General features: G+C 47.8%; 14 protein-coding genes. All 14 read right to left on the bottom strand.

All coding sequences use genetic code 11. The annotated features are described in order from the left end of the window. Nucleotides 1-117 precede the first annotated feature (117 nt). Nucleotides 118-879 carry an acyl-CoA dehydratase activase gene (locus HJV72_RS02105; protein WP_208068265.1) on the bottom strand — a complete coding sequence of 254 codons (762 nt, stop codon included), beginning with the start codon at nucleotides 877-879 and terminating at the stop codon, nucleotides 118-120. A gap of 28 nt (nucleotides 880-907) precedes the next feature. Beyond that, nucleotides 908-1,168, bottom strand: a complete 261-nt coding sequence (locus HJV72_RS02100) for a DUF3343 domain-containing protein (protein WP_117770749.1) — start codon at nucleotides 1,166-1,168, stop codon at nucleotides 908-910. Nucleotides 1,169-1,193: 25 nt separating this feature from the next. Beyond that, nucleotides 1,194-2,471, bottom strand: a complete 1,278-nt coding sequence (locus HJV72_RS02095) for a double-cubane-cluster-containing anaerobic reductase (RefSeq protein WP_208068263.1) — start codon at nucleotides 2,469-2,471, stop codon at nucleotides 1,194-1,196. 164 nt (nucleotides 2,472-2,635) lie between these two features. Then, the gene (locus HJV72_RS02090; protein ID WP_208068261.1) at nucleotides 2,636-3,790 is read right to left on the bottom strand and encodes an aminotransferase class V-fold PLP-dependent enzyme; all 1,155 of its coding nucleotides are present in this window, start codon (nucleotides 3,788-3,790) and stop codon (nucleotides 2,636-2,638) included. Then, on the bottom strand, nucleotides 3,780-4,523 hold the full coding sequence (truA, locus tag HJV72_RS02085) for a tRNA pseudouridine(38-40) synthase TruA (RefSeq protein ID WP_208068386.1): 744 nt from the start codon (nucleotides 4,521-4,523) through the stop codon (nucleotides 3,780-3,782). The genes HJV72_RS02090 and truA overlap by 11 nt, the downstream gene beginning before the upstream one ends. A 201-nt stretch (nucleotides 4,524-4,724) precedes the next feature. After that, on the bottom strand, nucleotides 4,725-5,549 hold the full coding sequence (locus HJV72_RS02080) for an energy-coupling factor transporter transmembrane component T family protein (RefSeq protein WP_208068259.1): 825 nt from the start codon (nucleotides 5,547-5,549) through the stop codon (nucleotides 4,725-4,727). After that, nucleotides 5,546-6,400, bottom strand: coding sequence for an energy-coupling factor transporter ATPase (locus HJV72_RS02075; protein WP_208068257.1), 855 nt, complete (start codon nucleotides 6,398-6,400; stop codon nucleotides 5,546-5,548). Before HJV72_RS02075 ends, HJV72_RS02080 begins: the two co-directional genes overlap by 4 nt. After that, the gene (locus HJV72_RS02070) at nucleotides 6,385-7,236 is read right to left on the bottom strand and encodes an energy-coupling factor transporter ATPase (RefSeq protein ID WP_208068255.1); all 852 of its coding nucleotides are present in this window, start codon (nucleotides 7,234-7,236) and stop codon (nucleotides 6,385-6,387) included. Before HJV72_RS02070 ends, HJV72_RS02075 begins: the two co-directional genes overlap by 16 nt. Nucleotides 7,237-7,366: 130 nt before the next feature. Further along, nucleotides 7,367-8,305: a DMT family transporter gene (locus HJV72_RS02065; RefSeq protein WP_208068254.1), complete on the bottom strand. Its 939-nt coding sequence runs from the start codon at nucleotides 8,303-8,305 to the stop codon at nucleotides 7,367-7,369. Nucleotides 8,306-8,316: 11 nt separating this feature from the next. After that, a complete protein-coding gene (locus HJV72_RS02060) occupies nucleotides 8,317-8,835 on the bottom strand; it encodes a peptidylprolyl isomerase (protein ID WP_208068252.1) in 519 nt (172 codons plus the stop codon). A gap of 144 nt (nucleotides 8,836-8,979) precedes the next feature. Further along, nucleotides 8,980-9,591: a hypothetical protein gene (locus tag HJV72_RS02055; protein ID WP_208068250.1), complete on the bottom strand. Its 612-nt coding sequence runs from the start codon at nucleotides 9,589-9,591 to the stop codon at nucleotides 8,980-8,982. Between the two features lie 248 nt (nucleotides 9,592-9,839). Next, a complete protein-coding gene (locus HJV72_RS02050) occupies nucleotides 9,840-10,265 on the bottom strand; it encodes a DUF6465 family protein (RefSeq protein WP_208068248.1) in 426 nt (141 codons plus the stop codon). A gap of 116 nt (nucleotides 10,266-10,381) precedes the next feature. Further along, the gene (locus HJV72_RS02045; protein ID WP_208068246.1) at nucleotides 10,382-10,987 is read right to left on the bottom strand and encodes a hypothetical protein; all 606 of its coding nucleotides are present in this window, start codon (nucleotides 10,985-10,987) and stop codon (nucleotides 10,382-10,384) included. Between the two features lie 130 nt (nucleotides 10,988-11,117). Beyond that, nucleotides 11,118-11,534 (bottom strand): secondary thiamine-phosphate synthase enzyme YjbQ, encoded by a 417-nt coding sequence (locus tag HJV72_RS02040; protein ID WP_208068243.1) that lies wholly within the window; start codon nucleotides 11,532-11,534, stop codon nucleotides 11,118-11,120. Nucleotides 11,535-11,655: the final 121 nt, after the last annotated feature.

Here is an 11,655-nt window from a genome sequence, read left to right as displayed (position 1 = left end):
ATATTATCACAAATACACTTCTTGTATAGCCTTTTTTCGGATTTAAGCGGTTTTCCTCAAAATAATTTTGCCGTTTTGAAGAAATTATTGCATTTTATACAATGAAAAAGAAGTCAATTATCTTGACTTCTCTTCTGCCAAAAATGCTGCTCCGAGCGCTCCGGCATATCTGCCATATTCTGTCGGCTCCACCGTCTGTCCGACCTTATCGGAAAGAATCTTTGTAAAGTAGCTGCTGCCGCTTAATCCCCCTGTCAGTATGACCTTTGGCGGCAGGTCCTTCTTCCTGCACAGCTGGGCCACTTTAGCCGCTACCGAATCCACGACTCCTGCCGCTATGTCTTCCCGTTTCCGGCCTTCACCGATATAGTTGATGACCTCGGACTCTGCAAATACGGTACAGAGGGAGCTTATGGAAAGAACTTCTCCGGTCTTTGCCAGATCAAATAATTCCTGCAAAGTGATGCCGAGCCTGTTGGCCATAATTTCGAGAAACTTCCCCGTCCCGGCCGAACATTTATCGTTCATTAGGAAGTCCTGTACCATTCCGTTCTGGACAATAATCACCTTCGTATCCTGTCCGCCCACGTCGATGACGGCACAGTCATTTCCTGCAATCTCACGGCCGCCCCTTGCATGGCATGTTATCTCCGTGATGACGTAATCTGCAAATTCTACAGCCACGCGCCCGTAACCGGTAGCTACTACCTTCGTCTCCTCCGACAGGACATCGATTCCGTCTTCTTTCAGCTTATCTTTAATTGTCAGCGAGGTCTCCTTGCTGCTCCACCCGGTCGGGAGGACAAAGCTTTTATCCGTGCCGCCTCTCACAACCACCTTGGAGGCAGTTGAACCGATATCAATACCTACATAATCCATAATCCAAACTCCATAATCCGAATTCCATTTAACAATATTTGTCCCTGTTGGGATTTATATCCCTTTCAATCTCCACGATATCCAGTATGTCTATATCGTGTACCGCGATACAGCTTTTCACCGTTTCTATATCGTCCTTTTCAATCAGAAGGGAGATGCCGCAGCATTTGCTCGCGGACCTGGGAGTCGGGGCAATGACTGCCCTGACCCCCTCGGCCTTAAGCTCCTTATGTAACCGCATGCCATTGTCGTGATTCGGAAACAATACGTAATGCTGTGTCTTATCCATCAAACCACTTGCCTCTCTCATCTGCCTAAGCGTTGTTCAGCATTTCAATAAATGCACTCACCCTCGTTCGGAGCTGCTGTGCATCGCTGTCCGTATAATCCGTCTCTATGCCGAGGACAGGGATGCCCGCTTCCTTCATAGCCCGTTCGACGAAATATCCTTCTGTGTCATACAGGTTGCAGAACTTCAGGTTTACATCGATGATACCATCAACGTTGTACTCTTTTGCGAGGCGGAGTATATCTTCTATGCGGCCTTCGTTCGGCGTGAAGCAGGCACAGTTGATGTTCATGTACCGTTCTGCCAATGCCTGGATCTGGCCTTCCACCGTCGTCTGCGACTCGTCCACCAGGTTTTCAAAATAGCGCGTACCCGTGCACATCTCTTCACAGACAACGGCGCCGCCGCTTGTCTCTACGATATTATGCAGCTTCCAGTTTGGTATTGCCAGCGGCGTGCCGGTCAGCATAATCCTCTTTGTCCCGTCTGCCACCACGCTGACTCCGTCCTCCACACGCTTGTCAAGTTCATCGCAGAGCTTGTTCGTCATTTCTGCAAAACGGGTCGGATCATCATAGAATGCTATCTGAGAGATGAGCAGCGCGTCACATCCGCTGACAGGAAGCTTTTCATTCTTCCTCAGGTCATACAGGCGCTGCAGCGCTTTCCTCTTCCCATTGATCAGACGGATGCTGGCGGCAAGCTTGTCTGCTGTCACCTTATTGCCGGTGAACGCTTCCACCTTATCTTTGAACTCCCCAATCTCTTCCGCCCAGGCCTTCACATCCTTGGCACGTTTCATCTGCGGAAGGTTCATGACATGTACCGGGACATCCTCGGACAGAATCTCCCATGCCTTTTTCTTGCCGTCACATGTCGTCTCGCCCACATACATGTCCGCAATCCTGAAAAACGGACAGGTGCGGTCAAGCCTTGCGCCCACGGATGCTTTGATTAACGGACAGGTGTTGGTCGGAAGCACCTTCTCCCCGCCCGGAACCCAGAACTGCGAACCTCCGCACAGCCCCGTCGCGATGGCATCCGCAGCAAACACGATCTCATCCGGAACATACACGCAGAACGTTCCAAAAACTTTTCCGCCCTTTTTCTGGTGCTCAATCAGCTCCGCCGGACGGACGCCGTGAATCTCGGCTACGACAAAATTAAAATAATCCATCCCTTCCGGCCTGTTCTCCTGTGACAGATATACGTCACCAAATGCCTGCGGCAGTACCTCACACAGCTGGTCATGCGTCTCTACATCCATCCCCAGATCTTTCCACATTTCATGATAATCAGCCATAATTTCCTCCTTTTTTGAAAGGGGTCAGACCCCTATGGTGCATAGGGGTCTGACCCCTTTGACAATTTAACATAACCGTAACACTTTCCCTATGTTACGGCAATATAATCTGAAATTATGGCTTATTGCTTTTTTTAATATGACAATTCAGTTATTTGACTTATCTATATTGATATTAATTCTCTAAATGCAGTGATACAGCTTTCTATTTCTTCTATTTTATTGTCTGCGCTGAATGCAAATCTTACGGTTCCCTGTGGATACGTGTGCAGAGACTTGTGTGCCATCGGGGCGCAGTGCAGCCCTACCCTTGTCATTATGCCGTACTCCTGTTCCAGACGAAAGGCAACCACTGCATTATCCTGTCCCGGAAAATCCAGAGAAACTACAGCCACTCGGTTCTCTATGCCCTGCTTCCCTGCAATTTTCACTCCCGGAAGCTGTTTCACCTGTTCCAGAAAACAGGCTGTGAGCTCCATCTTTTTCTTGTGAATCTTTTGAATCCCTTCTTTTTCTATGTAGGCCAGCGCCGCATGCAGACCTATGATTCCGGGAAGGTTCATCGTGCCGCTTTCATATTTATCCGGAAGGCACTTCGGCATTTCAAGCAGATCTGACTGGCTGCCCGTACCGCCCGCTATGAATGGAATCATGTTTTGATCCAATTCTTCCGATATGAGGAACCCTCCGATTCCCTGAGGCCCAAGCAGACCCTTATGTCCTGTAAATGCGAGAAAATCTATGTTCATCTGCTGCATATCTACTTCAATCGTCCCTGCGCTCTGCGCAGTATCCACCGCAAGATAAAGGCGATGCCTCTTGCATACCTCACCGATATCCCGAATTGGAACAATCGTTCCGCACACGTTGGAGGCATGCAGCATGATGACTGCACGTGTGTTATGCTTAACCTCCCGCTCCACATCCTCGGGCTGTACATTTCCTTCTTCATCCGTATGTACCACGGTATAGGCAACGCCCTTCTCTTCCATCTGCCTCAGGGGACGCATGACCGCATTATGCTCCATTCCGCTCACAAGTACATGGTCGCCGGATTTTAAAAATCCTTTTATAAAATAATTCAGAGAATACGTAATCCCCGGTGTGAACACTACCTGTCTGGAATGCTCCGCATGAAAGAGCGCTGCCAGCATCTCTCTCGTATCCAGAACCTTATCCGCAACTTCATATGCCTCTTCGTAGCTGCCTCTGTTGATATTGAATGCACCGTCTTCCAAAAGACCGGCCACCGCCTGTGAAACCCCCGGCGCTTTTGGAAATGATGTGCTTCCATTGTCAAAATAAATCTTATTCTCCATAGTCAATTCCCACCAATACGAGGCCATTCGGCGGCGCTGTCACCCCGGCCTCGGTCCTCTCTCTTGCCTCCAGTATCTCTTTGACCCTTTCAGGTTCGTAAAACCCCCGGCCCACTCGTATCAATGTCCCCGCAATGATACGGACCATATTGTAGAGAAATCCATTTCCCGTAATCCGTATGACAATCTCAGGTCCGTCACTGCTAATCTGCAAGTCCGTAACCGTGCGTACTGTATCCTCTACATTAGTGCGCACGTTGCAGAAGCTGGCAAAATCATGCTCTCCCAAGAGATACTCTGCACCTTCACGCATCTTATCCACATCAAGTGAAAAGGAGATAAAGGTGCTCGTCCTGCGTCTCAGCGGATTCTGCACCGGAGCATTGTATATATGATATTCATAAGTTTTGATTACCACATCCCTATACCGCGGGTGCCAGTCCAAAGGAACCTCCTCCGACCGTATGACAACAATGTCTTCCGGAAGCTTCTGGTTGAGGGCGTACGACATCCGTTCCGGTGGAATGGATGTCGTTGTATCAAAAACAGCTACATTGCCGAGCGCATGCACACCCGAATCTGTCCTGCTGGCACCGATAACATGGATATCCTCCCCTGTCAACCTCTTAAGCGCCTTGTTCAGTACCTCCTCAACCGTAATCCCATTAGGCTGAATCTGCCAGCCGCAATAATCTGTCCCGTCATAAGCGATGACCAGCCTGATACGCTTAATCTTGCAGGCCGGTTCGATGGGGACGGGGGATTTTCGAATTTCCTCCGTCCCCAATTGAATTTGCCCTGTCCCTTTTTCCATTCTTGCCACATCCTTTATCCACATTTTCCACAGTCATTGGCGAGTTATCCACAAAATTCCATTGGGGACACCCTTATTTTAATTGGGGACGGGGTTTTTCTAAAAAACCTCCGTCCCCAATTAAAATATCCACACGTGCAGTGGCACGTATCTTCCTATCACGAACACAGCCACAACGTAGATGACAACCAACGCGTATGCGATATAATCTCTGCTTTTGTAGTGAAGCGGCTTCATCTTCGTCCTGCCTTCGCCCCCGCGATAGCATCTTGCTTCCATGGCCATGGCGAGGTCATTTGCCCGGCGGAATGCTGATACGAACAGGGGGACAAGTATCGGTATCATGTTCTTCGCCCGCTGTATGATGTTACCGTTCTCAAGATCCGCCCCTCTTGCAATCTGAGCTTTCATTATCTTGTCCGTCTCTTCCAGCAGTATCGGTATGAACCGGAGAGCTATCGACATCATCATCGCCACCTCATGCACAGGTACCCGTATTTTGTTCAGCGGGTGAAGCAGGCTTTCGATTCCATCTGTCAGCTCATTCGGCGTCGTGGTAAATGTCATGAGCGAAGATCCGATAATCAGGTAGATAAGCCGGATGGCCATATATACCGCGGTCCGAAGCCCCCCTTCAGTTATGGTAAAAATCCACGCATGAAAGAGTACATCCCCGTCTCTCGTAAGAAACAGGTTGAACAACACTGTTATAAGCAGAAGCATTATAATAGGCTTTAGCCCTTTTACAATGAAGGATATCGGAACCTTGGACATCTGAATCACTGTTATGAGAAATACTGTGGCAACAATATATCCGGGTATGCTCTTAAACAAGAATAATGAAATAAGGTACAGCAAAGTAGACACCAGTTTGACCCGCGGATCCAGCCGGTGCAGTATGCTTTTTGCAGGATAATATTGTCCTATCGTAATGTCTCGAATCATCGTCTGCTCTCCAATGCCTTCATAATTTCATCCGTGGCCTCCGCCACCGTCGTCACATCTGCTCTCACGTCGAACCCTTTCTTCTGAAGGTCATGCATGATATAGGTCACCTGGGGGGCCGCCAGACCTACCTTCTCAAGTTCGAGATAATGTGAAAATACTTTCCTCGGCTCATCATTATACATCACAGCCCCCTTATTCATCACGATGATGCGGTCCGCATATCTCGCGATATCCTCCATGCTGTGGGAGACAAGGATGACGGTCATATCCGTCTGCCTGTGCAGATAAGCAATCTGATCCAGGATATCGTCCCTGCCCTTGGGATCAAGCCCCGCTGTCGGCTCATCCAATACGAGCACCTTCGGTCTCATGGCGAGGACTCCTGCGATTGCAACACGTCTCTTCTGTCCGCCGGACAGCTCAAAAGGAGAAGATTTGTAATACTTTTCTTTCAGCCCTGTAAGTTTTAACGCTTCCAGTGCCCTCTTCTTACATTCCTCCGGCAGAAGCCCCTGGTTCTTAGGACCAAAGCAGACGTCTGTCATAACGTCTACCTCGAAAAGCTGATGTTCTGGATACTGGAACACAAGTCCCACCTGGCTTCGAAGAGCGCGCATATCATACCCTTCTGCATATATATCTTCATCATTATAATATAAAGCCCCGCTTGTCGCTTTAATCAGGCCATTCAAGTGTTGTATAAGTGTGGACTTGCCGGAGCCGGTATGGCCGATGATACCTACAAACTCCCCGTCGGCGATTTCAAGGCAGATATCCTTAAGCGCCTGCTTCTCATAAGCAGTACCCGGACTGTATACATAATTCAAGTGTTCTAACCTAATTGACATAACGCCTCCACCAATTCTTCCTTCCTCAAGATGCCACCGGGAAGCGGAACTCCCCGTTTCTTCAGTTCATCGGCTAATATCGCCGCCTGCGGCACATCAAGACGGTATTGCTTCAGTTCGTCCACCCGGGTAAATATTTTTCTCGGGGTTCCTTCCATCACGACACGGCCGTGGTCCATCACAAATATCTTGTCCGCATCCACAACTTCATCCATATAGTGGGTAATCAGGATAACCGTGACATGCTTCTTCCGCCTCAGCTCCTGCACTGTCCTCAATACTTCTTTTCTTCCAACCGGGTCTAGCATAGCCGTCGGTTCATCCAACACGATACATCTCGGCTCCATGGCGACCACGCCCGCTATGGCAACGCGCTGCTTCTGCCCCCCTGACAGCTTGTTCGGCGAATGGCTACGGTACTCAATCATTCCGACAGCCTTCAGGCTCTCTTCTACCCGTTTCCATATCTCCGGTGTGGGCACACCGAGATTCTCAGGTCCAAAGCCGACATCCTCCTCGACGACAGTCCCGATAATCTGATTGTCCGGATTTTGAAAAACCATACCCGCCGACTGGCGTACGTCCCATAGCTTGCCCGGATCCTTCGTATCCTTTCCATCTACCCACATGGTTCCTTCCGTCGGAACCAGTATGGCATTGATGTGCTTGGCAAATGTAGACTTGCCGGAACCGTTGTGTCCTAAGATCGCAATAAATTGTCCTTCTTCCACATCTATGTCCACTTCATCTATCGCCCGGGATTTTCCGATAACGTTGCCTTCCTCATCCTGTTTTTCATATTCAAATACTAATTTTTCGGTCTGAATCATATCCATAAGGCACAGGCCCTCCATCTTGTATACACAATTACTGTTCTTAATTGTACGTCAAGAGGTGGCTTTTTGCAAGGTACAGTTTCATCCAAATGTATCATGCCACTAGAAAAAATTCAAAAAAACAGGCTCCTTAAGAAACCTGCTTCTTTTCCTTACTATTGGGAAGTGCCATTCCATTTACAATTAATATGCCTATACTGACACATACAAGCGCTGCAAGGTTTTTCAGAGAGGCAATCTTCTCGCCCAGGATAACCGCCGACAGAAATACCCCGAATATCGGAATGCTGAATCCGAATATTGCTACCTTGCCTACGGTATTATATTTCAACAAAATAGTCCAGACGCTGAACGCTACAGCCGAAAGCATAGCCATGTATATAAGAAGGGCAGCCGATTTTAATTCAAATCCCTCGATATGACCGCCCGCCACAAATCCTGCCGCCATGATGATGAAGCCGCCGAACAATAGCTGATAGGCCGTGATAGTCATTGCGCTTTCCATATGCGATATTTTTTTCATGATAACGGTGCTGATTCCATAGATGACCGTACAAATCAATACCATGCCCTCCCCTTTGAACGAAAATCCATTTCCCCAGGCTCCGGGCTCCATATTGATAATTATCACTCCAAGAAAACCGATGATACATCCCATGCCCTGTTTCCACGACAGCTTTTCTCCCTTAATCAGAAGCGGAGCCGCCAAAATGGAGACAAACGCGTTGGCTGCATTTATGACAGAACCTTTCGTCCCTGTCGTATAGGCCATACCAATATAGAAGAACACATATTGTAATGTCGTCTGCGTCAGCCCCTGCCTAAGTATATAAGGCACCGAAGACTTTTTCATGACAAGGAAACGTCTCTCCATGATACAGCCCATGATAAAGGTAAGAACCCCTGCCAGAAAAAAGCGATATCCTGCAAACAGTATCTGGCTCCCCGTCGTCTCAATGTGCAGCCATTCATAGCCTGTCTTAACACAGGGGAATGCGCTTCCCCATAAAGCACAGCAAAGCAGCGCGAGGAACCCCCGCACTGCCGGCTTTTGCAACGTCCGTTCCATCTTATGCCTTTCTATGCCTTCTCCGGTTCCGGATAATCAACACCGTCCGTTTCAACAGTGACTTTTTTCATCTTCTGTTCTTCAAGCGGCCTATCGCTGTAGTCCGTATCCGTGGCTGCAATCTTGTTCACCACATCCATGCCCTCGATAATCTTTCCGAAAGCAGCATAAGCACCATCAAGATGCGGAGAATTCTTGTGCATGATGAAGAACTGGGAACCTGCAGAGTCAGGGTGCATCGCTCTTGCCATAGAGAGGACTCCTTCCCCATGTTTCAAATCGTTCGTAAAGCCATTCTGGCTAAACTCTCCCTTGATGTTGTATCCCGGTCCGCCTGTGCCAGTCCCGTCAGGGCAGCCGCCCTGAATCATAAATCCACTGATAACACGGTGAAAGATAAGACCGTCATAGTATCCCTTTCTTACAAGTGAGATAAAGTTATTTACAGTATTCGGCGCAATATCCGGGTATAATTCCGCTTTCATCACGTCGCCGTTGTCCATTTCAAAAGTAACGATTGGGTTTGCCATATTCATATCTCTCCTTTTCCTAAACTTACCAGCCCATTGTATCACAGGGACAGACCAGATTCAATTGGGGACGGAGGTTTTTTCAATTTCCCCCGTCCCCAATTCGTTTTGCCCTGTCCCCAATTGCATTTGGGGTGTCCCTTTTTATTTGTATATGATTAATCCGCCTTTTTCCTCATGACCGGTGTCCCACAGTTCCCGGAGGGATATCCGCGTCGCCTCTCCGTATGTCGCTGTCACAATCTCAAGGTCATCTTCCTTTTCTTCATAGCCGACTACGAGGAACCAGTGCCAGATAAAGTCTTTGAACTTCTGGTTCTTGTGTTTCAGCATAAGGTATGGCACCGGATACCCGGCATCTATCTGGTGTCTGATTGCGTGCGCCGCCTCTTTGAAAGGGCTGCTTCCGGGAAGAACGTCCATCCCAAGCTTTATATCGCACCCTTTTTCTATATTTACATCGTGTACATAGCGGCTGAGCCCGTCTACATACCACTCCGGTTTTTTCACCCCGCCGGCCCTCGGCCTGATATAGGGCTTCATTATCTGGCTGAACTTCCGGTAGTCTCCAATTGTCAGCCTGTCATGGTCAAATGGATATAATTCTCTCATACCGGGACTGCTGGCAAAATAGATACAGCTGTCACAGGCCGTAGCAGCCCCGCACCCGCCGATATACATCACCACGTTGGTAAACCATTCCTGATTGCCGCCAAAGGCACCTTCTATCGTAAAATAATCCAGTTCTCTTTTCATGTCCTCACCTTTTCTCCCATAATGCCGGTTTCCCGTATATACCTGCGTGGAATAGAATAACATATCCAGTTATAAATCCGCAATGTGCTGTAGTTATTATATGCAATATATTGCAAAATGTCACATCGATAACTCTTTTTCCGGAAAACAGCTGCAGAAGCAATTCTATGATACAAAAGATGTGGTTTCAATAAAAAAGGAGGTGCTCTTTCTGATAAAAGCATCTCCCTCTTCCTATTGCCTGTTCGTTAAAATGCAACCGCTCCAGTATCAACGCCATTAATAACATAATACACAGCGCCTTCTTCCGGCTTTATGTAAAGCTCCATGGTCTTGATGTCCCCGACTTTCCTGCCTGATTTCGTCCATGCTTTCTTAACTGCTGCAACCATATCTTTTTCTTCCACCTGCTTGCCGTAATATTCCACAACAGTGTTAACCTTAATCTCTCTTTTCACTGCAGGCTTCTTTGCCGTGGTCTTCTTAGCTGCGGTCTTCCTGGCTGTCGTTTTCTTTTCCGGCGCTGCCTTTGCTGTCTCGGCCTTTTTTACAGGCTCTGCTTTCACAGGCTCTGCCTTCTTTACTGTCTCCGCTTCAACAGCCTCTGCTTTTGCATTCACAGGTTCTGTCTTGGCCGCGGTTTCCTGTTTCTTAGTTACTGTTTTTGTAGCCATATTTATTCCTCCTATATTTCATTAAGCCTCATCCTCTTCAGTTGTGAATATTATATCACACCTTATGAGAATTGCAATTCTTTATCTTCGACGTATGACGACTAATTATGCGTGTCCTACTCTTCTCCTTCGTATTCCTCTGCCATTGATTTGGAATCTCCACTCTCGATAACTTCCTGCGTATCCTTGTTGATAAACTGTACTGTCGTATTAATCTCCTCCTCCGGGACAAGGTTCATGCCCTGGTACATGTTACCTGCCGCATACATCACAAGCGCGCCAAAAGACTGCAGTCCGCCGTAGGAGGCTGGATCCACCATGATCTTAAACTCCGTCACATCATCATTGTAAGTAATCTCTGTAAAAGAGGAATAATTCTCTTTGTCCTCCAACAGCTCCTCGATAGATTCATCAATCCCCTTCTTCATCTCCTTCAGAAGCTTTTCATGCGTGGACTCGTCCATCTTGTACGTTACAGACCCGTCATCGTTGACAGTCACTTCCTTGACGCCTTCCGCCTTTGCCTCTTCATTGATTTCCGCCATACCCTCTTCATCAAAAAATGATGCCGGCAGCGTAAGTTCGATATCTTTCTCCTCTTTCTTGACCGTCTCCTCTTTTTTGTCTTCCTTCTTTTCTTCCTTCTTGCTGTTTCCGCCGCATGCGGTCAGTGAAAATACCATCAATGCAGCCATACAGATTAATAAGACTTTCCTTTTCATAATCTTCCTCCTCATACTTTACTCTCTTTCACCGCCGGAATTTTGTCCGGCGTACAGATACCAGTTTTGCAGATGACAGCTGAATTGTCAACTCCTAACCTTATAGTCAACTTCTAATCTTGCGGTTGCCTTATTCCCCGATAATCTTTATGAGAACCCGTTTGTCTCGCTTACCGTCAAACTCAAAGTAGAATATCTGCTCCCATGTCCCGAAGTCAAGCCTTCCTTCCGTGACGGCGACAACCGTCTCCCGTCCCATGATGGTACGCTTCAGATGTGCGTCCGCATTGTCCTCATAGCCATTATGCCTGTACTGGCTGTAAGGCTTTTCCGGCGCAAGCCCTTCCAGCCACTTCTCATAGTCCTGATGAAGCCCGCTCTCATCATCATTGATAAACACGCTCGCCGTGATATTCATCGCATTGACGAGCACCATCCCTTCTTTGATTCCGCTCTCATTGACTGCATCCTGTACATCGCGCGTAATATTCACGAGCCCCCTTCTTGACGGAAGGTGAAAATGCAGCTCTTTCCTGTATGATTTCATATGACATCCTCCTGTTATCATTCTACTGTTCCATCATATAAATTCTGCGTTGAATTGTCAAATACGCAAAAAACGTAATAAAAGGAGTAATTTCGACAGAAAGTTTGAATTAGAGAACCAA

The sequence above is a fragment of the Extibacter sp. GGCC_0201 genome (genome assembly GCF_017566055.1).
Lineage (GTDB): Bacteria > Bacillota > Clostridia > Lachnospirales > Lachnospiraceae > Extibacter.
This window is presented reverse-complemented; position numbering and strand designations above follow the sequence as displayed.

Excerpts from the sequence above, each read along its gene's own strand:
- HJV72_RS02105 (WP_208068265.1), bottom strand. The coding sequence starts at position 879 with ATGGATTATGTAGGTATTGATATCGGTTCAACTGCCTCCAAGGTGGTT.
- HJV72_RS02100 (WP_117770749.1), bottom strand. The coding sequence starts at position 1,168 with ATGGATAAGACACAGCATTACGTATTGTTTCCGAATCACGACAATGGC.
- HJV72_RS02095 (WP_208068263.1), bottom strand. The coding sequence starts at position 2,471 with ATGGCTGATTATCATGAAATGTGGAAAGATCTGGGGATGGATGTAGAG.
- HJV72_RS02090 (WP_208068261.1), bottom strand. The coding sequence starts at position 3,790 with ATGGAGAATAAGATTTATTTTGACAATGGAAGCACATCATTTCCAAAA.
- HJV72_RS02080 (WP_208068259.1), bottom strand. The coding sequence starts at position 5,549 with ATGATTCGAGACATTACGATAGGACAATATTATCCTGCAAAAAGCATA.
- HJV72_RS02075 (WP_208068257.1), bottom strand. The coding sequence starts at position 6,400 with ATGTCAATTAGGTTAGAACACTTGAATTATGTATACAGTCCGGGTACT.
- HJV72_RS02070 (WP_208068255.1), bottom strand. The coding sequence starts at position 7,236 with ATGGATATGATTCAGACCGAAAAATTAGTATTTGAATATGAAAAACAG.
- HJV72_RS02065 (WP_208068254.1), bottom strand. The coding sequence starts at position 8,305 with ATGGAACGGACGTTGCAAAAGCCGGCAGTGCGGGGGTTCCTCGCGCTG.
- HJV72_RS02060 (WP_208068252.1), bottom strand. The coding sequence starts at position 8,835 with ATGGCAAACCCAATCGTTACTTTTGAAATGGACAACGGCGACGTGATG.
- HJV72_RS02055 (WP_208068250.1), bottom strand. The coding sequence starts at position 9,591 with ATGAAAAGAGAACTGGATTATTTTACGATAGAAGGTGCCTTTGGCGGC.
- HJV72_RS02050 (WP_208068248.1), bottom strand. The coding sequence starts at position 10,265 with ATGGCTACAAAAACAGTAACTAAGAAACAGGAAACCGCGGCCAAGACA.
- HJV72_RS02045 (WP_208068246.1), bottom strand. The coding sequence starts at position 10,987 with ATGAAAAGGAAAGTCTTATTAATCTGTATGGCTGCATTGATGGTATTT.
- HJV72_RS02040 (WP_208068243.1), bottom strand. The coding sequence starts at position 11,534 with ATGAAATCATACAGGAAAGAGCTGCATTTTCACCTTCCGTCAAGAAGG.